Below are 21,381 nucleotides of genomic sequence, written 5' to 3' on the forward strand. Positions count from 1 at the left end.
GTGGCACCGCTCATTGTTTGATCCGGATGTTAGCGCTATCCAAATCATCCGACAACCCTCTTTCGGCAACATTTCGTAGAGCATTTCCGCTAATGGCTATCACCCAGCTCTGGTCCGCTGCTGACTGACACGTTCAATATCGCCTACCTGCCCCGAGGGAGACATTTCGCTTATGTACCGGCTGAGCCCCCGCTTCTGGCTGCCCACACTGTTCCTGCCACTGGCTGCACAGGCCGAAAACTCCACCTACCAGGCCGACCCACTGGTGGTCACCGGCAGCCGGTATCAGGCCAGCGGCTGGCAACTGCCCTTCTCGGTCAACCGCATCGATGCCGAACAAGCCACTCTGGGCAAACCCGGCGTCAACCTCTCCGAAGCACTCGGCAGCGTCCCGGGACTGGTGGTGCAGAATCGGCAAAATTATGCGCAGGACCTGCAAATATCCTCACGCGGCTTCGGCGCCCGCTCGGCCTTTGGCATTCGTGGCATCAAGCTGCTGGCTGATGGTGTGCCGCTGTCCAATCCGGACGGCCAGGGCCAGGCGGCGACCTTCGACCTCGACTCCCTGGAGCGCATCGAGGTCCTGCGTGGGCCATTCGCCAGCGTCTACGGCAGCAACTCCGGCGGTGTCATCCAGCTGTTCTCGCGCGATGGCGAAGGTGCCCCCAAGGTCGCGCTGGACACCTCCCAGGCCACTTACGGCACCAGCCGTACCCGTGTCTCGGCCGAAGGCGGCAACGACAGAGCCGGTTTCATCATCAACCGCTCGCATTTCGAGACAGACGGTTACCGCGACCACAGCGGCGCCATCCTCGACAAGACCTTCGCCAAACTGACCCTGTACCCGGATGACCTCAGCAAGCTCAGCCTCAGCTTCAGTGAACTGGATCAGAACGGCACACAAGACCCGCAGGGTCTGAGCTGGGATCAGGTACAGGCTGATCGGCGATCTGCCGCGCCCAGCGCACTGCAGTTCGATACGCGCAAGACCGTCGATCATCGCCAGTTCGCCCTCAACTACGAGCGTAGCTTCGCCGCCGGCACCTGGCAGAGCACGGTCTACAGCGGCACGCGGCGGGTGATCCAGTACCAGTCGATCCCTGTGGCCGCGCAGACACCGGCCTCTCAGTCCGGTGGCGTGATCGATTTCGAACGCCGCTTCCACGGCATCGGCAACCGCTGGATTCACTCCTTCGACCTCGGCAGCAGCCTGCTGACTGTCACCACCGGCCTGGACTACGACTATTCGCGCGATGACCGTCAGGGCTACGAGAACTTCATCGGCACCACCCTGGGCGTGAAAGGTAATCTGCGCCGCGACGAGCGCAACGAGGTCACCAGCCTGTCGCCCTACGTCCAGGCAGCCTGGCAACTGGGCAAACTCGACCTGCAGGCTGGTCTGCGCCACAGCCAGGTGGAGTTCGACGTGGATGACCGCTTTCTGAGCAATGGCGACGACAGCGGCTCGGTCACCTACCGTGAGCTCACGCCCACTCTTGGCGCCAGTTACGCCCTGCTACCAGATCTGAATATCTATGCCAGCTGGGGCAAGGGGCTGGAGACGCCGACGCTGAACGAGCTGTCCTATTCCGGTCCCGACAACAGCTTCGGCTTCGAGCTGAAACCGGCCACCAGCGAGCAAATTGAAATCGGTCTCAAGGCCCGCCTCGCACAAGCGACCAGCCTGCAACTGGCGCTGTTCCAGATCGACACCGACGACGAGCTGGTGGTGGCGTCGGCCAGCGGCGGCCGCTCACGCTTCCAGAACGCCGCACAGACTCGCCGCAGGGGCCTCGAGCTGGCACTGGAAAGCCGCTTGAGCGACACCCTGCGCGCCAACCTCGCCTACACCGAGATCGATGCCACCTACAGCAAGGATTTCACCAGCAACGGCCGCCTGATCGAAGAAGGTAACCACCTGCCCGGCATTCCCGCACGCACGCTGTATGGCGAACTGGCCTGGCAACCGGTCGAAGGCTTCAGCACCGCCGTCGAAGGCCTGTACCGCAGCAAGCTCTATGTCGAGGACAGCAATACCGCCAAGACGGCGCCCAGCCATGCGCTGTTCAACTGGCAGGCGCGCTTCGAGCAGAAGGCCGGCGCATTGACCTTCAACCAGGTGCTGCGCATCGACAACCTGCTGGATCGCGAGTACATCGGATCGGTGATAGTCGGTGACGGCAACGGCCGCTACTACGAACCCGGCCCGGAGCGCGCCTGGTATGTTGGCGCGGGCGTGCAGTATCAGTTCGATTAAGGCTCGCGGCGCATGTGCGCATCCAATGTCCGGCCTGAGGCCCCCTGCCCCGCTCGTGGGATAAGGCGCCAGAGGATACGTATCGCCAGATACGCACGCGCTCAAAAACAAAAAGGCCACCCGAAGGTGGCCTTTTCGCGAGCAGTCAGCGAAGGCTTAGGCCTTCTTGACTTCCCAACCGGTCAGCTCGGCCAGGGCCTTACCGATGTCAGCCAGGGAACGCACGGTTTTCACGCCAGCGTCCTGCAGTGCAGCGAATTTCTCGTCTGCAGTGCCCTTGCCGCCGGAAATGATGGCGCCAGCATGGCCCATGCGCTTGCCGGGAGGAGCGGTCACACCAGCGATGTAGGAAACTACAGGCTTGGTGACGTTGGCCTTGATGTAGGCAGCCGCTTCTTCTTCAGCCGAACCGCCGATCTCACCGATCATGACGATCGCTTCGGTCTTCGGATCTTCCTGGAACAGTTTCAGGATATCGATGAAGTTGGAGCCCGGGATGGGGTCGCCGCCGATGCCCACGCAGGTGGACTGGCCGAAGCCGGCGTCGGTGGTCTGCTTGACGGCTTCATAGGTCAGGGTGCCGGAACGCGACACGATGCCTACCTTGCCTGGCAGGTGGATGTGACCCGGCATGATGCCGATCTTGCACTCGCCGGGAGTGATCACGCCCGGGCAGTTCGGGCCGATCAGGCGAACGCCCAGCTCGTCGCAGATGACCTTGGCATCCAGCATGTCCAGGGTAGGAATGCCTTCAGTGATGCAGACGATCAGCTTGATGCCACCGAATGCAGCTTCCAAAATCGAGTCTTTGCAGAACGGAGCCGGAACGTAGATGACCGAAGCGTCAGCGCCAGTGGCTTCGACAGCTTCTTTGACAGTGTTGAACACTGGCAGGCCCAGGTGGGTAGTGCCACCTTTACCCGGAGTCACGCCGCCAACCATCTTGGTGCCGTAGGCGATGGCTTGTTCGGAGTGGAAAGTACCCTGCGAGCCGGTGAAGCCCTGGCAGATGACTTTGGTGTCTTTATTGATCAGGACGCTCATTACTTGCCCTCCGCAGCTTTGACGACTTGCTGAGCAGCGTCGGTCAGGCTGGTTGCCGCGATGATGTTCAGGCCGCTTTCAGCCAGGACCTTGGCGCCCAGCTCAGCGTTGTTACCTTCCAGGCGGACGACCACCGGGATTTTCACGCCGACTTCTTTCACGGCGCCGATGATGCCTTCGGCAATCATGTCGCAACGAACGATGCCGCCGAAGATGTTCACCAGAACGGCAGCGACGTTGCTGTCGGACAGGATGATCTTGAACGCTTCGGTCACGCGCTCTTTGGTTGCGCCGCCACCTACGTCGAGGAAGTTGGCTGGCTTGCCGCCGTGCAGGTTGACGATGTCCATGGTACCCATGGCCAGACCGGCACCGTTGACCATGCAGCCGATGTTGCCTTCCAAGGCCACGTAGTTCAGCTCGAAGCTGGCAGCGTGGGCTTCACGAGGATCGTCTTGCGACGGGTCGTGGAAGGTCTTCAGCTTCGGCTGACGGTACATGGCGTTAGCGTCGATGTTGATCTTCGCATCCAGGCAGTGCAGGTCGCCGTCAGCCTTGATGACCAGCGGGTTGACTTCCAGCAGAGCCAGATCGTGATCTTTGAACAGCTTGGCCAGACCTACGAAGATCTTGGCGAACTGAGCGACCTGCTTGCCTTCCAGACCCAGCTGGAAAGCCAGCTCACGACCCTGGTACGGCTGAGCGCCAACCAGCGGATCAATGGTGGCCTTGAGGATCTTCTCAGGGGTTTCGTGGGCCACTTTCTCGATGTCCACGCCACCTTCGGTGGAAGCCATGAACACGATGCGACGGCTGGAGCGGTCCACTACAGCGCCCAGGTACAGTTCCTTGGCGATGTCGGTGCAGGATTCGACCAGGATTTTGCTGACCGGCTGACCATTGGCGTCAGTCTGGTAAGTCACCAGACGCTTGCCCAGCCAGTTGGCGGCGAAGGCCTTGGCGTCTTCTTTGCTCTTGACCAGCTTTACGCCACCGGCTTTACCGCGGCCACCAGCGTGGACCTGAGCCTTGACGACCCACTCGCTGCCGCCGATTTTTTCGCAGGCTTCTGCGGCTTCTTCCGGGGTGTCTACCGCGAAGCCCTTGGATACAGGCAGGCCGTATTCAGCGAACAGCTGCTTACCCTGATACTCGTGAAGATTCATGCTTGTCTACCGTCTTCGTTTAGGTATTGCGCATTCGGCGCTGCACTTGTGATACCGCGCCACCTGTGACTGCCGAAGCAGTCCGCCAGGCCTTCCGCCGCGAGTCAAACTCGACGCGGGCCACCCGACGTGGTTCTGCTTGCAAACACCACCGTAGCGATGAGGCGATTACACGACGCCCCGCCTACCACGGCGGCTTACAACAACTACTGCAGTGGCCGGACATTACCGGCCACTTGCACACTCAGCGCTTCTTGCGATTGGCGATATGGATCGCGCCACCGTTGACCGCCAGGGCCGCTTCGTGCAGCGCCTCGGACAGGGTCGGGTGGGAGAAGACCATCATGCCCAGGTCTTCGGCGCTGGTGCCGAATTCCATGCCGATCGCACCTTGTTGTACCAGCTCGGCAGCGCTTGGGCCGATCACATGAACGCCCAGTACACGGTCGGTGTTGGCGTCAGCGATGACCTTGACGAAGCCGCCGGTGTCGTTGGCCGCCATGGCACGACCGCTGGCAGCGAACGGGAAGGTGCCGACATTGACGGCAATGCCTTCGGCCTTCAGCTGCTGCTCGGTCTTGCCGACCCATGCAATTTCCGGGTGGGTGTAGATCACGGAGGGGATCAGGTCGTAGTTCATCTGCGCCTTGTGGCCGGCGATACGCTCGGCAACCATCACGCCCTCTTCCGAGGCCTTGTGAGCCAGCATCATGCCGCGCACCACGTCACCGATGGCGTATACACCCGGAACGCTGGTTTCGCACTGGTCATTGACGAAGATGAAGCCACGCTCGTCCAGATCCACACCGCTGTCAGCGGCCAACAGGTCGGTGGTCACCGGGCGACGGCCAACGGCCACGATCAGCTTGTCGAACACCATCTTCTGCTCGCCATTGGCGTCGGTGAAGGTGACGGTAACCTGCTTCTTCTTGACCTCGGTAGCCGTGACGCGGGCGCCCAGGCGGATGTCCAGCCCCTGCTTGGTCAGGGTTTTCAGGGCTTCCTTGGCGACCTGCTCGTCGGCGGCAGCGAGGAACTTGTCCATGGCTTCCAGCACGGTGACTTCGGCACCCAGGCGAGCCCATACCGAGCCCAGCTCCAGACCGATCACACCAGCGCCGATAACGCCCAGCTTCTTCGGTACGCTCTGGAATTCCAGGGCACCGGTGGAGTCAACGATGACGTCCTGATCGACCGGGGCCGGCGGGATCTCGACCGGCTTGGAGCCAGAGGCGATGATCACGTGAGCGGCTTCGACCACCTGGGTCTTGCCGTCGGTGCCAGTGACTTCCACTTGCTTGCCGGCCAGCAGCTTGCCGTGGCCTTCGAGCAGGGTTACACCGTTGGCCTTGAACAGTCCGGCAACACCGCCGGTGAGGTTCTTGATGATGGTGTTCTTGCGCGCCACCATGGCCGGGACGTCAATGGTCACGCCCTTGGCTTCGATACCATGCACGGCGAAACCGTCTTTCGCTTCGTGATACTTCCAGGAGCTGTCCAGCAGCGCCTTGGAAGGAATGCAACCGACGTTCAGGCAGGTGCCGCCGAGAGCGACCTTGCCGTCGCTGCCCTGGTACTTCTCGATGCAGGCAGTCTTCAGGCCGAGCTGCGCTGCTTTGATGGCGGCTACATAGCCACCAGGGCCGGCACCGATGACTACCACGTCGAATTTCTGGGTCATAACGTATTCCTTCTCGAATAAACCGGACGGCCCTGAGAACAGGGCCGCCGTGGAGGAGACTGGCTTTTAGATTTCCAGCAGCAGGCGAGCCGGGTCTTCAAGCAAGTTCTTGATGGTCACCAGGAAGGTCACGGCTTCCTTACCATCGATCAGGCGGTGGTCGTAAGACAGCGCCAGGTACATCATCGGACGGATCACCACCTGACCATTGATTGCCATCGGACGCTGGATGATGTTGTGCATACCCAGGATGGCAGCCTGCGGCGGGTTGACGATCGGCGTCGACATCATCGAACCGAAGGTACCACCGTTGGTGATGGTGAAGGTGCCGCCGGTCATTTCTTCGATCGACAGCTTGCCGTCTTTGGCTTTCTTGCCGAAGGTGGCGATGCCGCTCTCGATTTCAGCCAGGCTCATCTGCTCGGCATTACGCAGTACCGGAACCACCAGACCGCGGTCGCTGGACACGGCAACGCCGATGTCGGCGTAGCCGTGGTAAACGATGTCGTTGCCGTCGATCGAGGCGTTGACTGCCGGAAAGCGCTTCAGGGCTTCGGTGGCGGCCTTGACGAAGAACGACATGAAGCCCAGGCGCACGCCATTGTGGGACTTCTCGAACAGGTCCTTGTACTTCGAACGCAGGGCCATGACTTCCGTCATGTCGACTTCGTTGAAGGTGGTCAGCATGGCCATGGAGGACTGGGCCTCGACCAGACGCTCGGCGATCTTGGCGCGCAGGCGAGTCATCGGCACACGCTTCTCGGTGCGATCACCAGTGGCGACGACAGCAGCGGCAGCAGCCGGAGCAGCAGCCGGTTTGGCAGCGGCAGCCGGAGCGTTCTTCTTCGCTTCGACGGCAGCGACCACGTCTTCCTTGGTCACACGGCCACCTTTACCGGTGCCGGCGATGCTGTTCGGGTCGATGCCGTTCTCTTCGGCCAGCTTGCGCGCGGCCGGCGAGAGGATGGCGTCGTCGCCAGCAGCGGCAGCCGGGGCAGCAGCCTGAGCCGGAGCGGCGGCAGCGGCCGGAGCGGCAGCCGGAGCAGCGGCGGCAGCGCCACCTTCGGTCAGCTTGCCCAGCAGCTCGTTGGAGAGAACGGTGTCGCCTTCGTTCTTGATGATTTCAGCCAGAACACCATCGGCCTCGGCCAGTACTTCGATCACGACCTTGTCGGTTTCGATGTCGACGATCAGCTCATCGCGCTTGACCGCTTCGCCCGGCTTCTTGTGCCAGGTGGCCACGGTGCCGTCGGCAACCGATTCCGGGAAGGTTGGGGCTTTGATCTCGATAGCCATTGTATGCGTTTCCTTAAATTCGGTTTTACCGCCAGATGGCACCTGCCACCTAGCGGATGAAGGCGTTAAACAGTAAAGGCGTCCTGCAGCAGTTTTTCCTGCTGCTCGGCGTGCATCGACGCATAGCCGCAGGCTGGCGCTGCCGACGCATCACGACCGGCGTACTCCAGGAACAGCGACTTCTTGTGCGCGGTAGCGACGCGACGCATGTGGTGCTGGCTGCAGTACCAAGCGCCTTGGTTCATCGGTTCTTCCTGACACCAGACGATGTGCTTGAGGTTCTTGTACGGCGCTAGCGCCTCGGCCAGGTCGTCTTCCGGGAACGGATAGAGCTGCTCGATACGAATGATGGCGATGTCTTCGCGACCCTCGGCACGACGTTTTTCCAGCAGGTCGTAGTAGACCTTGCCGCTGCACAGCACCAGGCGCTCGACCTTTTTCGGGTCCAGCGAATCGATCTCGCCGATTACGGTCTGGAAGGAGCCTTCGGCCAGATCTTCCAGGGTCGAGATGGCCAATTTGTGACGCAGCAGCGACTTGGGCGTCAGCACCACCAGCGGCTTGCGCAGCGGACGAATCACCTGGCGACGCAGCATGTGATAGACCTGCGCCGGGGTGGTCGGCACGCACACCTGCATGTTGTGCTCGGCACAGAGTTGCAGATAACGCTCCAGACGCGCCGAGCTGTGCTCAGGCCCCTGCCCTTCATAGCCGTGCGGCAGCAGAACGGTCAGACCGCAGAGACGGCCCCACTTGGTCTCGCCGCTGGAAATGAACTGGTCGAATACCACCTGGGCACCGTTGGCGAAATCACCAAACTGGGCTTCCCAGATCACCAGCGCGTTCGGCGTGGTGGTGGCATAGCCGTATTCGAACGCCAGTACCGCTTCCTCGGAGAGGTAGGAGTCGTAAAGTTCGAACTTCGGCTGACCGTCGTACAGGTTCTTCAGCGGAACGTAGGTCGAGGCATCCTTCTGGTTGTGCAGCACCGCGTGACGGTGCGAGAAGGTGCCACGGCCGATGTCCTGACCGGTCATGCGGATCGGATGACCTTCGACCAGCAGAGTGGCGTAAGCCATGGTCTCGGCGAAGCCCCAGTTGATCGGCAAGCCGCCCGCGCCCATCTTCTGACGGTCTTCGAGGATCTTCGCGACCTGACGCTGAACCAGGAAGCCCTCAGGGATCTCCAGCAGCTTGGAAGACAGATCCTGCAGGGTCTTCAGATCGAAACGGGTGTCGTGACGCGCGGTCCAGGCATGGCCCAGGTAAGGACGCCAGTCGACGAACAGCTCCTTGTTGGGCTCCTTGACCAGGCTCTTGACCACGTGCTGACCGTTGTCCAGCGCAGTACGGTACTCGTCGATCTTGGCCTGCACGTCGTCGCTGCTCTGCACGCCGGCTGCAATCAGAGCGTCGGCGTACAGCTCACGGGTGGTGCGCTGCTTGGCGATCTGCTGGTACATCAGCGGCTGAGTACCGTTCGGCTCGTCGGCCTCGTTGTGACCACGACGGCGGTAGCAGACCAGGTCGATGACCACGTCACGCTTGTACTGCATGCGGTAATCGACAGCCAACTGAGTGACGAACAGCACGGCTTCCGGATCGTCGCCGTTCACATGGAAGATCGGCGCCTGGATCATCTTCGCCACGTCGGTCGCGTACTCGGTGGAGCGCGCATCCAGCGGGTTGCTGATGGTGAAGCCGACCTGGTTGTTGATCACGATGTGGATGGTGCCGCCAGTCTTGTAGCCGCGGGTCTGCGACATCTGGAAGGTTTCCATGACCACGCCCTGACCGGCGAAAGCCGCGTCACCGTGGATGGAAATCGGCAGTACCTTGTCGCCAGTGGCGTCACTACGACGATCTTGACGAGCACGCACCGAGCCCTCGACCACCGGCGAAACGATTTCCAGGTGCGAGGGGTTGAACGCCAGCGCCAGGTGCACTTCGCCACCGGCAGTCATGACGTTGGAGGAAAAGCCCTGGTGGTACTTCACGTCACCGGACGACAGACCTTCGGTCTTCTTGCCTTCGAACTCGTCGAACAGGTCGCGCGGGTTCTTGCCGAAGGTATTGACCAGCACGTTCAGACGGCCGCGGTGGGCCATGCCGATGACCACTTCCTTGGTGCCGTAGGAGCCGGAGCGCTGGATGATTTCGTCCAGCAGCGGGATCAGGCTCTCGCCACCCTCCAGGCCGAAACGCTTGGTGCCCGGGTATTTGGTACCCAGGTACTTTTCCAGGCCTTCGGCAGCGGTGACGCGCTCGAGCACATGCGCCTGCACCTCGGCAGAAAACTGCGGACGACCGCGCACGCTTTCCAGGCGCTGGGCGAACCAGTTGCGCTGGCCGGAATCGACAATGTGGGTGAACTCGGCACCGATGGTGCGACAATATGTCTGCTGCAGCGCATCACGGATTTCGCGTAGCGTTGCCTCTTCCTTGCCGATATACAGCTCGCCAGTGCGGAATGTGGTGTCCAGATCCGCGTCGGTCAGGCCATAGTGATTGATCGACAGGTCAGATGGCGCAGTGCGCACCCACAGACCCAGAGGGTCGAGCTGGGCGGCCTGATGGCCACGCATGCGGTAGGCCTGGATCAAGCGCAGCACTTCCACCTGCTTCTTTTCGTGCTCGCTGCTGACGGCCCCGGCGGAAACCGGCTGGGCACGACGCGAATTCTTGGCGAGCAGGACGAAATGATCGCGAATGGTCGAATGCGATACGTCCGTTGCAGCGCTGCCGTCGGTCGGCAACTTCTGGAAGTAAGTGCGCCACTCTTCTGGCACAGCGTTGGGATCGTGCAGGTAGAGCTCGTAGAGCTCTTCCACGTAGGCAGCGTTGCCACCGGATAGGTGGGCACTGTCCCACATGCGCTGCATCACGCTTTCTTGCATGCTTGGTCACCCTCGGTAAGGGGACACCACCGGCGTGAATACCGCATGGTCCTGATCAAAGTCATGATGCTGCGACTCGGATAAAGCCACTTGGGTTCCCGCAGATAGTCCGGGTACCAGCCCGGATGCCCCTGCTGGTCGTCATATTTTTCGAGTATGAGCCGCGGCTTTGTGGGCTGCGGCTCTGGCTTTACTGCGAGGCCGGCCTGAGCCGGACTCGCAGGTGTTACAGGTATAGCAACTTGCGAATCAGGTACCGCTCTGCAGCAGCATGTTACGCACGTGGCCGATCGCCTTGGTCGGGTTCAGACCCTTGGGGCAAACGTTCACGCAGTTCATGATGCCGCGGCAACGGAACACACTGAACGGATCGTCCAGCGAAGCCAGACGCTCAGCGGTCTTGGTGTCACGGCTGTCGGCCAGGAAGCGATAGGCCTGCAGCAGTGCAGCGGGACCGAGGAACTTGTCAGGGTTCCACCAGAACGACGGGCAGCTGGTCGAGCAGCACGCGCACAGGATGCACTCGTACAGGCCATCGAGCTTCTCGCGCTCTTCCGGCGACTGCAGACGCTCGATGGCCGGAGCCGGCGTATCGTTCTGCAGGAACGGCTGCACCTTCTCGTACTGCTTGTAGAAGATGCTCATGTCGACGACCAGGTCACGAATGACCGGCAGACCCGGCAACGGACGAATCACCAGCTTGCCGCCCTTGAGGCCGGCAGCGGAGATCGGCGTGATGCAGGCCAGGCCGTTCTTGCCGTTGATGTTCATGCCGTCGGAACCGCATACGCCTTCACGGCAGGAACGACGGTAGGAGAAGCCTTCGTCCTGCTCCTTGATCAGCGCCAGCACGTCGAGGACCATGATGTCCTTGCCGCCGGTGTCGACCTGGAAGTCCTGCATGAACGGAGCAGCGTCCTTCTCCGGGTTGTAGCGATAAACACTGACTTGCAACATATCAGTCACCCTTAATAAGTCCGAACCTTGGGTTCAAATGCCGGAACGGTCTTCGGCGCGAAGTTGACATCACGTTTGGCAACGCGCTTCTCGCCTGGGAAGTACAGGGAGTGGCACAGCCAATTCTGATCATCGCGCTCCTCGAAATCTTCACGAGCGTGGGCGCCACGGGACTCTTTACGAGCCTCGGCCGCGACCGCGGTCGCTTCGGCGACTTCGAGCAGGTTTTGCAGTTCCAGCGCTTCGATACGCGCAGTGTTGAACGCCTGGCTCTTGTCCGCGATTTTGACTTTCGCGATGCGCTCACGCAGGTCGGCCAGTTGTTGGATGCCCTTCTGCATGTATTCGCCGGTACGGAATACACCGAAGTAGTTCTGCATGCACTGTTGCAGCTCTTTACGCAGCGGGGCAACGTCTTCGCCGGTGCTGCGCTCGTTGACACCGGCCAGGCGCGACAGCGACTGTTCGATGTCGGTTTCGCTGGCGCCACGGACCTCCACGCCTTCTTTCAGCGCTTTTTCCAGGTGCAGGCCAGCGGCACGGCCGAATACCACCAGGTCGAGCAGGGAGTTGCCGCCCAGACGGTTGGCACCGTGCACCGATACGCACGCCACTTCACCTACAGCGAACAGACCTTCGATGATCTTGTCATTGCCGTTGGCGTCCTGAGTGATGGCCTGGCCATGAATGTTGGTCGGCACGCCGCCCATCATGTAGTGGCAGGTCGGGATGACCGGGACCGGAGCGACGACCGGGTCGACGTGAGCGAAGGTCTTGGACAGTTCGCAGATACCCGGCAGACGGCTGTGCAGCACTTCTTCGCCGAGGTGGTCGAGCTTCAGCAGTACGTGGTCCTTGTCCGGGCCACAGCCGTTGCCGGCGATGACTTCCTTGACCATCGAGCGCGCAACCACGTCGCGACCGGCCAGGTCTTTGGCGTTCGGCGCATAACGCTCCATGAAGCGCTCGCCATGGGCGTTGATCAGGTAACCACCCTCACCACGGCAGCCTTCGGTGACCAGCACACCAGCGCCGGCGATACCGGTCGGGTGGAACTGCCACATTTCGATGTCCTGCACCGGCACACCGGCACGCAGGGCCATGCCCACGCCGTCACCGGTGTTGATCAGCGCGTTGGTGGTGGAGGCGTAGATACGACCCGCACCGCCGGTGGCCAGAACCACGGCCTTGGAGCGGATGTAGACGGTTTCGCCAGTCTCGATGCAGATGGCGATAACGCCGACGATGGCGCCGTCCTGGTTCTTCACCAGGTCAACCGCGTACCACTCGTTGAGGAACGAGGTGCCGGCTTTCAAGTTGGCCTGATACAGGGTATGCAGCAGTGCATGACCGGTACGGTCGGCAGCAGCGCAGGTACGAGCAGCCTGGGTCGGATTGTCCGGCCCCTTGGACTGGCCACCGAACGGACGCTGGTAGATGCGGCCCTGCTCGGTACGGGAGAACGGCAGGCCCATGTGCTCGAGCTCGAACACGGCTTCCGGACCGACGGAGCACATGTATTCGATAGCGTCCTGGTCACCAATGTAGTCGGAACCCTTGACGGTATCGTACATGTGCCAGCGCCAATCATCGTTCGGATCGGCCGAAGCGATGGCGCAGGTGATGCCACCCTGAGCGGAAACGGTGTGCGAACGAGTCGGGAACACCTTGGTGACCACGGCAGTCTTGTGACCGCCTTGGGCCAGTTGCAGCGCAGCACGCATGCCGGCGCCGCCGCCACCCACGATGATGGCGTCATAGGAAAGAGTACGGATGCTAGCCATGAATCAGAAACCCCACAGAATCTGCACGCCCCAGACGAACATCGCGAACATCGCGATGCCACACACGGCCTGGAACAGGAAACGCACACCAGTCGCCCACTTGCCCAGCGCCATCGGCGTCAGGTAGTCGGTGGAGATGGTCCACATGCCAACCCAGGCGTGCACGCTCAGTGCAACAAGGGCCAGCAGGCTGAAGATGCGCATTGCGGTATGCGAGAACAGACCATGCCATTCGGCGTAGCCCATACCCGGATTACAGATCACATAGCCCAGCAGAAACAGCGTGTAAGCCGCGAGAACGACCGCAGAAACGCGCTGAGCCATCCAGTCATAGAGGCCCGAACGCGAGAAATTCGTGACATTAGTTACCATATCCACACCCCCAGCAGCACGATCACTACCACCGCCACGACGACGACGATTTTCGAGCCCAGCTTGCCGCCTTCCAGCGTCTCACCGATGCCCATATCCATGATCAAGTGGCGCACACCGGCCACCAGGTGGTACAGCAGAGCGGACAACAGACCCCAGATCACGAACTTGGCCAGCGGACTGGTCAGGCATTCTTTCACCTGGGCGAAGCCCTCCTCGGAGGTCAACGACTTGTCGAGGCCAAACAGCAGAATGGCGATACCGACAAAGAGGATGACACCGGAGATACGGTGAAGAATGGACGTGTAAGCGGTGATCGGAAGCTTGATAGTCCGAAGGTCTAGGTTTACAGGTCGTTGGCTATTCACGGCTTTTTTATCACACTGAGAGCCCCTAACGATCAGGGCAAAGTTGTTGGGAAGTGCACTGGCAAGGTACCCATCACCCAATGAGTGACAACCGCCATGACACGGCCCTAAAGCCTGTGGCGGTCGGCCGCAGAGTATAGACAGTTAGCAGACTAATGACAATGCAATGCCCTCCCCCAAAAAGCGCATTGCAGCCTTTAAACAAATGGCGTAAATAGCGCCCTTTTTTCGTTGAAAATACCGTTCAAACCCTTCTACTGCCTGGGTTCTCGCAAATTGACTTTCGGATTTATCCCACTATAGTGGTGCGGGCCCTGCGTGGGGGGCTGTCTGATGATTTCAAGCATAACTAGGAGGCCACATATGGCTGACAAAAAAGCGCAGTTGATCATCGAGGGCAATGCCCCCGTCGAACTGCCCGTTCTGACCGGCACTGTTGGTCCCGATGTAATCGATGTGCGGAGCCTGACCGCCACGGGTCGGTTCACCTTTGATCCTGGTTTCATGTCGACCGCCTCTTGCGAGTCGAAGATCACCTATATCGACGGCGACAAGGGCATCCTGCTGCACCGCGGCTACCCCATCGAGCAGCTCGCCGAGCAGTCCGACTACCTGGAAACCTGCTACCTGCTGCTCAATGGCGAACTGCCGAGCAAGGAAGAAAAGGCCAAGTTCGTCAGCACCATCAAGAACCACACCATGGTTCATGAGCAGTTGAAGACCTTCTTCAACGGTTTCCGCCGCGATGCCCATCCGATGGCCATCATGTGCGGGGTGGTTGGCGCCCTGTCCGCCTTCTATCACGACTCGCTGGACATCAATAACCCGCAGCACCGCGAAGTGTCGGCCATGCGCCTGGTGGCCAAGATGCCGACCATCGCTGCCATGACCTACAAGTACTCCATGGGTCAGCCCATGATGTACCCGCGCAATGACCTGAATTACGCGGAAAATTTCCTGCACATGATGTTCAACACGCCGTGCGAGATCAAACCGATCAGCCCGGTGCTGGCCAAGGCGATGGACAAGATCTTCATCCTCCATGCCGACCATGAGCAGAACGCCTCCACCTCCACCGTACGCCTGGCTGGCTCCTCGGGCGCCAACCCGTTCGCCTGTATCGCAGCCGGTATCGCCGCGCTGTGGGGCCCGGCACACGGCGGCGCTAACGAAGCCGTACTGGCCATGCTCGACGAGATCGGTGACGTTTCGAACATCGACAAGTTCATTGCCAAGGCCAAGGACAAGAACGACCCGTTCAAGCTGATGGGCTTCGGTCACCGCGTCTACAAGAACCGCGACCCGCGCGCCACCGTGATGAAGCAGACCTGCGACGAAGTCCTCGGCGAGCTGGGCATCACCAATGACCCGCAGCTGGAACTGGCCATGCGCCTGGAAGAGATCGCCCTGACTGATCCGTACTTCAAAGAGCGCAACCTGTACCCGAACGTCGACTTCTACTCGGGCATCATCCTCAAGGCCATCGGCATTCCGACCTCGATGTTCACCGTTATCTTCGCCCTGGCACGTACCGTGGGCTGGATCTCGCACTGGAAGGAAATGCTCTCGGGTCCGTACAAGATTGGCCGTCCGCGCCAGCTGTACACCGGTTACGAGCAGCGCGACCTGCCGACCAACCGCGACTGATAGCGTCCTGAGACGAAAAAGGCTGCCAATCTGGCAGCCTTTTTTTATTGCCTGGCGAGTATCTCGCTCAGCGCCCTTCCACTTTCGCTCGCAAACCCTGCAGCGTCTGCAGCGGCGCATCGACGACGAAGCTGTTGGCCAGCCAGGAGGGCACGCTTCCACCCGGCTCGGTGTGCACCTCGTAGGTCACCTCCACCCTGCCCTGGTCCAGCGGTTTGAGATGCCACTCGCCGTCGACACGCTGCACCCGCACGAACCCCTTCTCCTCCGGCAATCGCTGCGGCACCGCCTTGAGCAGGCGCGTGACAGCGCCGTCAGCATCGGTGCGCGTGGTCACCTGAATCACCGAATCACGCGCCTTCACCGGCCAGGGCATCTCGAAACGGGTGTACAGCTCGCTCACATTACCCTCGGTCTCGAGCAGTCGCTGCTGCTGGCAACTGAAGATCCAGGAGCAGGATCCCGCGACATCTTCCTGCGCCGCCTGTACCGCGGCCAGATCAGCGTTGATCGTCACCACACCGCGATAGGCCTTGTACTTGGATCCGGGCACGTCAGCCAGGTAAACGCTCACACCGTCTTCTTCGCGCTCCAGCTGCCACTGCCTCTCGGCAGCCTGGACAGCGGTCGCGCACAACATCATGGCCAGAACGGAATAACGCATCATCTTCGAGCAACTCCCGGTGGGACTGTTTGCGTTTCGACCCGCACGGGCCGTGAGCGGTTCACATCGTCAGGCAGTCGCCTGCTCCAGCCAACCCAACATACGAATGGCGCTTTCGCGATCATCCGCGCACAGCTGCTCTTCCGCCTTGAACCCAGCGCACACTGCGGGCCTCTCCGGGCTACCGAAGATGGCGCAAAGAAACTCGGCATTGAGATGGATACAGCGCACGCCAGCGGGCTTGCCCTCAGGCATGCCCGGAATCGGTGAACTGATGGAAGGCGCGATGCAGCAGGCACCGCAACCGGCACGACACTCCATTAAACGACCTCAACAGGAAGCGAACGGCGGCGATCCTAATGAGGCACGCGCCGTCCGTCGAGGCCTTTGGCGATCAGCGGTTACGCTGCAGGCGCGCCAGCAGGCTGGAGGTATCCCAACGCCCACCACCCATGGCCTGAACGTCGGCGTAGAACTGATCGACCAGCGCCGTCACCGGCAGCTGTGCGCCGTTGCGACGCGACTCGTCGAGCAGGATCGACAGATCCTTGCGCATCCAGTCGACCGCGAAGCCGAAATCGAACTCGCCCGCCAGCATGGTCTTGTAGCGGTTTTCCATCTGCCAGGACTGCGCCGCGCCCTTGCTGATCACATCGACCACCGCATGGCCATCCAGCCCTGCGCACTGAGCGAAGTTCAGCGCCTCTGCCAAGCCCTGAACCAGCCCGGCGATGCAGATCTGATTGACCATCTTGCTCAACTGGCCGCTGCCGGCCGGCCCCATCAGGCGCATCATCCGCGCGTAGCTCTGGATGACCGGTTCGGCAATCGCATAGGTTTCGGCCTCGCCACCGACCATCACGGTCAGCACGCCATTGACCGCACCGGCCTGACCACCGGATACCGGTGCATCGAGAAAACCCAGGCCACGCTCGGCCGCAACAGCGGCCAGCTCACGTGCCACATCGGCCGAGGCGGTGGTGTGATCGACCAGAATGGCGCCCGGCGCCATACCGGCGAACGCGCCCTGCTCGCCCAGAATCACACTGCGCAGGTCGTCATCGTTACCGACGCAACACATCACCAGTTCGGCGCCCGCCACCGCCTCACGCGGGGTCGGCGCAGAGCTGCCGGCGTACTCGCCCATCCATTGCTCGGCTTTGCCCGGCGAGCGGTTATAGACCGTCACCTGATGCCCTTTGCGAGCCAGATGCCCGGCCATCGGATACCCCATGACGCCCAAACCGAGAAACGCGACCTTTGCCATAGCAACCTCCTGCAGATATAGGCGCCAGAGCCTAACACGACGTTTGCCCTGGTCGAAAAGGCCTTCCATACTGCCTGCGGTTCTATTCAGAACGGGTGCTTGAGCTTGGAGCCTGGCCCTTGCCAGGAACCTTTTCCATGCAGCGAGGCCGAAGCGCAACAGATCGCAGACAGGTTCTAAGGAGCGCCCATGGGGCATTGGCTAGTCATCGACCTGGAGGCCACCACCGATGAGGGCGGCTGGGCGATGGAGGAAATGGAAATCATCGAGATCGGCGCCAGCCTGGTTGGCGTGGATGGCCATGAGCGGGATCACTTTCAGCGCATCGTCAAACCACAGCGCCGCCCGTGCCTGACCGACTTCTGCCGCGAACTCACCCACATCAGCCAGACCGACGTCGACAATGCAGCACCCTTACCTCAAGTCTGGGCTCAGTTCGAACGCTGGCTGATGCAGCACGCCTCACGCCTGGTCGGCTGGAGCAGTTGGGGGGATTATGATCGACGTCAACTGGAACAGGAGTGGCGCCAGCACCGCTTGCATAGTCTGCTGGCCGATGTGCCACACCTCAATCTCAAGCAGGCTTTCGCCAAGGCTCGCCAGCTACAGCGCCCGGTAGGCCTGCACAGCGCGCTGCAGCTGGCCGGCATGCAGTTTCAGGGACAACAACACCGCGCCCTGGAAGATGCACGCAACACCGCGCGCCTGTTGCCGTTGGTACTGCCTCTCAAAGACTGATGACGAAGAAAAGGCGCTTGGGCATACTGGCGGCCCTTTTAAAGCCTACCTTCGGGCCGTCGCTACGCGACGTTTAAAATGGCTCCCTGCAACTTTTCCAACCCCTTTCGAGGAATCGCAGATGTTCAAGGTCAACGAATACTTCGACGGCACCGTCAAATCCATCGGTTTCACCATGGCTGAAGGCCCTGCCACCATCGGCGTAATGGCCCCGGGCGAATACGAATTCGGCACCAGCCAACTGGAAGTCATGCATGTCATCGCCGGCGCCCTGACCGTCAAACTGCCGGGTAGCGACAGCTGGAACACCTTCGAAGCCGGCAGCACGTTCACCGTCGAGGCCAACAGCAAGTTCCAGCTCAAGGTGGCCGTAGACACCGCCTACCTCTGCGAATACCGCTAACAGGCCGTTGAAAAACTACCTACGTTGGCAATACCGCGTTAAAAGCGACCTCGCGTGCGAGCCCAGTCAAAATGCTCATTTACAGCCTGTAAACTCCGCTTTTTCGGTCACTTTTGCCTTGTCTTGCCTGCCTCGCCTACGTTTTTTCAACGGCCTGGCAGCCACCAGGCGCCACGAAGAACCGGCCCCAGCGGCCGGTTTTTTTCTTTGATGATCACCACCTGGACATAGCCCATGTCACGCAGTGCACTTCTCGTCCCCATTGCCTTGTTGCTGGTGGCCATGGTTTCGATCCAGAGCGGCGCGTCGCTGGCCAAGAACCTGTTCCCGCTGGTCGGCGCCGAAGGCACCACAGCCCTGCGCCTGGTGCTCGGCGCGATCATTCTGTCGCTGGTGATGCAGCCCTGGCGGGCCAAACTGGATCTGCGCAAGTGCCATGCCCTGCTCGCTTACGGCCTGGCGCTGGGCGGCATGAATCTGATGTTCTACATGTCCCTGCAGAGCATCCCGCTGGGCATCGCCGTGGCGCTGGAATTCACCGGCCCACTGGCTCTGGCGCTGTTTTCCTCGCGCCGCCTGCTGGACTTCGTCTGGGTGATTCTGGCCATCATCGGGTTATGGATGCTGCTGCCAACCGGCGCCACGCAAAGCGCCATCGACCCTCTCGGCGCAGCTCTGGCCCTCGGCGCGGGTGTGTGCTGGTCGCTGTACATCATCTTCGGGCAGAAAGCCGGCGCCCAGCATGGCCGCCACACCGTCGCCCTGGGCACCTGGGTCGCCGCCTTGCTGGTCTTGCCCATTGGCATCTGGCATGCCGGCACGGACCTGCTGAGCGTGGACCTGCTACCCATCGCCCTCGGTGTCGCGGTGCTGTCCTCGGCCCTACCCTACAGCCTGGAGATGATCGCCCTGACGCGCCTGCCCGCACGCACTTTCAGCGTGCTGATGAGCCTGGAGCCGGCAGTCGCGGCAATGTGCGGCCTGGCCTTTCTCGGCGAGAAGCTGCTCTGGGGCCAGTGGCTGGCCGTCGGTGCGATCATCATCGCCTCGGCCGGGGCAGCCGCGACCATCAAACCCAAGAGCTAGTTGCCGAACTGCAACTCGGCCAAACGCGCATAGAGCGGACTACTCTCGATCAGCTCGGCATGGCTGCCGATGGCAGCCACACGGCCATGCTCGATCACCGCAATGCGATCCGCCTGCTTGACCGTAGCCAGGCGATGGGCGATCACCAATGTGGTACGCCCGGCCATCAGTGACGGCAGCGCCTGCTGGATCAGGTGCTCGCTCTCGGCATCCAGCGCGCTGGTAGCCTCATCGAGCAATAGGATAGGCGCATCGGCGAGCAAGGCACGGGCAATCGCCAGGCGCTGACGCTGCCCCCCGGATAGCCCGAGCCCGGCCTCCCCCAGATGAGTCTGGTAACCCTGTGGCAGGCGCTGAATGAACTCGTGCGCATGCGCTGCCCGCGCGGCTGCCTCCACCTCGGCCTGGCTGGCATCCAGACGACCATAGCGAATGTTGTCCTCCACCGAGCCGAAGAACAGCGCGGGATTCTGCGAAACCAGGGCGAAACTGGCGCGCAGCTCGCGCGGATCAAGCTGATCGATCGGCACGCCGTCGATGAGGATGCGCCCGCCCTGCGGATCAAAGAAACGCAGCAGCAGATCGAACAGCGTCGACTTGCCAGCGCCGGACGGCCCCACCAGTGCCAGCGTCTCGCCTGCCGCCACCTGCAGGTCGACGCCATCGATGGCGTAGCTGTCCGAACGCGACGGATAGGCGAAACGCACATCCTGCAGCTCGATACGCCCCTGTACCGGCTGTGGCAGATGCTGCGGCTGTTCTGGCGCCACGATGGCATTACTGGCACGCAATAGCTCGCCGATACGCTCGGCGGCGCCTGCGGCGCGCTGCAATTCACCGATCACCTCGCTCAGCGTGCCGAAGGACGAGCCAACGATCAGGCTGTAGAACACGAAAGCCGCAAGCTCGCCACCGGAGATACGCCCGGCGATCACGTCCATACCGCCGACCCAGAGCATCACCCCCACCGCACCGAGCACCAGCACGATAACCACGGTGATCAGCCAGGAACGCTGGGCGATGCGCTTGCGCGCCACATCGAAGGCGGCCTCGGCGGATTCGCCGAAACGGCGCTTGTCCTCATTCTGGTGGTTGTAGGCCTGCACCGTCTTGATCTGCCCCAGCACCTCACCGACATAACTGCCGACATCGGCCACGCGGTCCTGGCTCTGCCGCGACAGCGCGCGCACACGACGGCCGAACAGCAGGATAGGCGCCACCACCAAGGGTAGAGCCAACAGAACGATACCGCTGAGCTTGGGATTGGTGACCACCAGCAGCACGCTACCACCGATCAACATGATCAGATTGCGCAGTGCCATCGACAGCGACGAGCCAATCACCGACTGCAACAAGGTGGTATCGGCGGTCAGCCGAGACTGGATTTCCGAGCTGCGATTGCTTTCGTAGAAACCGGGATGCAACTCGATCAGGTGATCGAATACCCGTCGACGGATATCCGCGACCACACGCTCGCCGATCCACGACACCAGGTAGAAGCGCGTGTAGGTGCCGAACGCCAGCGCCAATACCAGCACGAAGAACAGCAGCAGGGATTGGCGCAGCGCGGCCGGCGACTGCGTGGCCAGTCCCTGATCCACCAGCAGCTTGATGCCCTGGCCCATGGACAGGGTGATTGCCGCGGTGAACATCAGGGCCAGCAGCGCGCCCAGCACTCGGCCGCGATAAGGCGCAATAAAGCGCCAGGCCAGGCGTATGGCGCCACGCTGGCGAGAAGAAAGCATCGATGTCAT

At 61.4% G+C, this 21,381-nt stretch carries 18 protein-coding genes; 5 read left to right on the top strand and 13 right to left on the bottom strand.

The features are described from left to right. Positions 1 to 172 precede the first annotated feature (172 nt). The gene (locus BM186_RS10725) at positions 173 to 2,257 is read left to right on the top strand and encodes a TonB-dependent receptor family protein (RefSeq protein ID WP_074915206.1); all 2,085 of its coding nucleotides are present in this window, start codon (positions 173 to 175) and stop codon (positions 2,255 to 2,257) included. 156 nt (positions 2,258 to 2,413) lie between these two features. Here the strand turns inward: BM186_RS10725 and sucD are convergent, their stop codons facing one another. The 9 genes from sucD to sdhC form a co-directional block, all read right to left on the bottom strand. After that, positions 2,414 to 3,301: a succinate--CoA ligase subunit alpha gene (gene sucD, locus BM186_RS10730; RefSeq protein ID WP_017676776.1), complete on the bottom strand. Its 888-nt coding sequence runs from the start codon at positions 3,299 to 3,301 to the stop codon at positions 2,414 to 2,416. After that, positions 3,301 to 4,467: an ADP-forming succinate--CoA ligase subunit beta gene (sucC, locus tag BM186_RS10735; RefSeq protein ID WP_017676775.1), complete on the bottom strand. Its 1,167-nt coding sequence runs from the start codon at positions 4,465 to 4,467 to the stop codon at positions 3,301 to 3,303. Before sucC ends, sucD begins: the two co-directional genes overlap by 1 nt. A gap of 244 nt (positions 4,468 to 4,711) precedes the next feature. Next, positions 4,712 to 6,148 carry a dihydrolipoyl dehydrogenase gene (gene lpdA / locus BM186_RS10740; protein WP_072423867.1) on the bottom strand — a complete coding sequence of 479 codons (1,437 nt, stop codon included), beginning with the start codon at positions 6,146 to 6,148 and terminating at the stop codon, positions 4,712 to 4,714. Between the two features lie 66 nt (positions 6,149 to 6,214). Continuing rightward, the gene (gene odhB, locus BM186_RS10745) at positions 6,215 to 7,444 is read right to left on the bottom strand and encodes a 2-oxoglutarate dehydrogenase complex dihydrolipoyllysine-residue succinyltransferase (RefSeq protein WP_074915208.1); all 1,230 of its coding nucleotides are present in this window, start codon (positions 7,442 to 7,444) and stop codon (positions 6,215 to 6,217) included. 65 nt (positions 7,445 to 7,509) lie between these two features. Beyond that, on the bottom strand, positions 7,510 to 10,341 hold the full coding sequence (locus tag BM186_RS10750; protein WP_072423865.1) for a 2-oxoglutarate dehydrogenase E1 component: 2,832 nt from the start codon (positions 10,339 to 10,341) through the stop codon (positions 7,510 to 7,512). A 249-nt stretch (positions 10,342 to 10,590) separates the two neighbouring features. Continuing rightward, entirely contained in the window at positions 10,591 to 11,298 is a 708-nt protein-coding gene (locus tag BM186_RS10755; protein ID WP_013715382.1) for a succinate dehydrogenase iron-sulfur subunit, read from the bottom strand. Positions 11,299 to 11,309: 11 nt separating this feature from the next. Next, entirely contained in the window at positions 11,310 to 13,082 is a 1,773-nt protein-coding gene (sdhA, locus tag BM186_RS10760; protein WP_003459985.1) for a succinate dehydrogenase flavoprotein subunit, read from the bottom strand. A 3-nt stretch (positions 13,083 to 13,085) separates the two neighbouring features. Next, a complete protein-coding gene (gene sdhD, locus BM186_RS10765; RefSeq protein ID WP_024308045.1) occupies positions 13,086 to 13,454 on the bottom strand; it encodes a succinate dehydrogenase, hydrophobic membrane anchor protein in 369 nt (122 codons plus the stop codon). Beyond that, positions 13,448 to 13,822: a succinate dehydrogenase, cytochrome b556 subunit gene (gene sdhC, locus BM186_RS10770; RefSeq protein ID WP_072423864.1), complete on the bottom strand. Its 375-nt coding sequence runs from the start codon at positions 13,820 to 13,822 to the stop codon at positions 13,448 to 13,450. Before sdhC ends, sdhD begins: the two co-directional genes overlap by 7 nt. A 363-nt stretch (positions 13,823 to 14,185) precedes the next feature. Here sdhC and gltA point away from each other — a divergent pair, with 363 nt between their 5' ends. After that, positions 14,186 to 15,469: a citrate synthase gene (gene gltA / locus BM186_RS10775; RefSeq protein ID WP_017676770.1), complete on the top strand. Its 1,284-nt coding sequence runs from the start codon at positions 14,186 to 14,188 to the stop codon at positions 15,467 to 15,469. 67 nt (positions 15,470 to 15,536) lie between these two features. On the opposite strand, the gene BM186_RS10780 is transcribed toward gltA, so the two are convergent. From BM186_RS10780 to BM186_RS10790, 3 genes are all read right to left on the bottom strand, one after another. After that, entirely contained in the window at positions 15,537 to 16,136 is a 600-nt protein-coding gene (locus tag BM186_RS10780; RefSeq protein WP_079783685.1) for an START domain-containing protein, read from the bottom strand. A gap of 66 nt (positions 16,137 to 16,202) precedes the next feature. Further along, positions 16,203 to 16,454, bottom strand: a complete 252-nt coding sequence (locus BM186_RS10785) for a YkgJ family cysteine cluster protein (RefSeq protein WP_074915210.1) — start codon at positions 16,452 to 16,454, stop codon at positions 16,203 to 16,205. A gap of 73 nt (positions 16,455 to 16,527) precedes the next feature. Further along, positions 16,528 to 17,598 (bottom strand): NAD(P)-dependent oxidoreductase, encoded by a 1,071-nt coding sequence (locus tag BM186_RS10790; RefSeq protein ID WP_338153441.1) that lies wholly within the window; start codon positions 17,596 to 17,598, stop codon positions 16,528 to 16,530. Here BM186_RS10790 and BM186_RS10795 point away from each other — a divergent pair. The 3 genes from BM186_RS10795 (at position 17,590) to rhtA (ending at position 19,627) form a co-directional block, all read left to right on the top strand. Continuing rightward, positions 17,590 to 18,138, top strand: coding sequence for a 3'-5' exonuclease (locus tag BM186_RS10795; RefSeq protein ID WP_045735996.1), 549 nt, complete (start codon positions 17,590 to 17,592; stop codon positions 18,136 to 18,138). The two genes, BM186_RS10790 and BM186_RS10795, sit on opposite strands and share 9 nt — an antisense overlap. A 121-nt stretch (positions 18,139 to 18,259) precedes the next feature. Beyond that, complete coding sequence (gene ppnP, locus BM186_RS10800) at positions 18,260 to 18,541, top strand: pyrimidine/purine nucleoside phosphorylase (RefSeq protein WP_072423861.1); 282 nt, start codon at positions 18,260 to 18,262, stop codon at positions 18,539 to 18,541. Between the two features lie 234 nt (positions 18,542 to 18,775). Continuing rightward, positions 18,776 to 19,627, top strand: coding sequence for a threonine/homoserine exporter RhtA (rhtA, locus tag BM186_RS10805; RefSeq protein ID WP_072423860.1), 852 nt, complete (start codon positions 18,776 to 18,778; stop codon positions 19,625 to 19,627). Here rhtA and BM186_RS10810 read toward each other — a convergent pair. Next, positions 19,624 to 21,381 carry an ABC transporter transmembrane domain-containing protein gene (locus BM186_RS10810; protein WP_074915212.1) on the bottom strand — a complete coding sequence of 586 codons (1,758 nt, stop codon included), beginning with the start codon at positions 21,379 to 21,381 and terminating at the stop codon, positions 19,624 to 19,626. The two genes, rhtA and BM186_RS10810, sit on opposite strands and share 4 nt — an antisense overlap.

The organism is Ectopseudomonas toyotomiensis (assembly GCF_900115695.1).
GTDB lineage: Bacteria > Pseudomonadota > Gammaproteobacteria > Pseudomonadales > Pseudomonadaceae > Aquipseudomonas > Aquipseudomonas toyotomiensis.

Bases quoted from the DNA above. Each gene is read 5' to 3' on its own strand.
- BM186_RS10725 (WP_074915206.1), top strand. From the start codon at position 173: ATGTACCGGCTGAGCCCCCGCTTCTGGCTGCCCACACTGTTCCTGCCA.
- sucD (WP_017676776.1), bottom strand. From the start codon at position 3,301: ATGAGCGTCCTGATCAATAAAGACACCAAAGTCATCTGCCAGGGCTTC.
- sucC (WP_017676775.1), bottom strand. From the start codon at position 4,467: ATGAATCTTCACGAGTATCAGGGTAAGCAGCTGTTCGCTGAATACGGC.
- lpdA (WP_072423867.1), bottom strand. From the start codon at position 6,148: ATGACCCAGAAATTCGACGTGGTAGTCATCGGTGCCGGCCCTGGTGGC.
- odhB (WP_074915208.1), bottom strand. From the start codon at position 7,444: ATGGCTATCGAGATCAAAGCCCCAACCTTCCCGGAATCGGTTGCCGAC.
- BM186_RS10750 (WP_072423865.1), bottom strand. From the start codon at position 10,341: ATGCAAGAAAGCGTGATGCAGCGCATGTGGGACAGTGCCCACCTATCC.
- BM186_RS10755 (WP_013715382.1), bottom strand. From the start codon at position 11,298: ATGTTGCAAGTCAGTGTTTATCGCTACAACCCGGAGAAGGACGCTGCT.
- sdhA (WP_003459985.1), bottom strand. From the start codon at position 13,082: ATGGCTAGCATCCGTACTCTTTCCTATGACGCCATCATCGTGGGTGGC.
- sdhD (WP_024308045.1), bottom strand. From the start codon at position 13,454: ATGGTAACTAATGTCACGAATTTCTCGCGTTCGGGCCTCTATGACTGG.
- gltA (WP_017676770.1), top strand. From the start codon at position 14,186: ATGGCTGACAAAAAAGCGCAGTTGATCATCGAGGGCAATGCCCCCGTC.
- BM186_RS10780 (WP_079783685.1), bottom strand. From the start codon at position 16,136: ATGATGCGTTATTCCGTTCTGGCCATGATGTTGTGCGCGACCGCTGTC.
- BM186_RS10785 (WP_074915210.1), bottom strand. From the start codon at position 16,454: ATGGAGTGTCGTGCCGGTTGCGGTGCCTGCTGCATCGCGCCTTCCATC.
- BM186_RS10795 (WP_045735996.1), top strand. From the start codon at position 17,590: ATGGGGCATTGGCTAGTCATCGACCTGGAGGCCACCACCGATGAGGGC.
- BM186_RS10790 (WP_338153441.1), bottom strand. From the start codon at position 17,598: ATGCCCCATGGGCGCTCCTTAGAACCTGTCTGCGATCTGTTGCGCTTC.
- ppnP (WP_072423861.1), top strand. From the start codon at position 18,260: ATGTTCAAGGTCAACGAATACTTCGACGGCACCGTCAAATCCATCGGT.
- rhtA (WP_072423860.1), top strand. From the start codon at position 18,776: ATGTCACGCAGTGCACTTCTCGTCCCCATTGCCTTGTTGCTGGTGGCC.
- BM186_RS10810 (WP_074915212.1), bottom strand. From the start codon at position 21,381: ATGACATCGATGCTTTCTTCTCGCCAGCGTGGCGCCATACGCCTGGCC.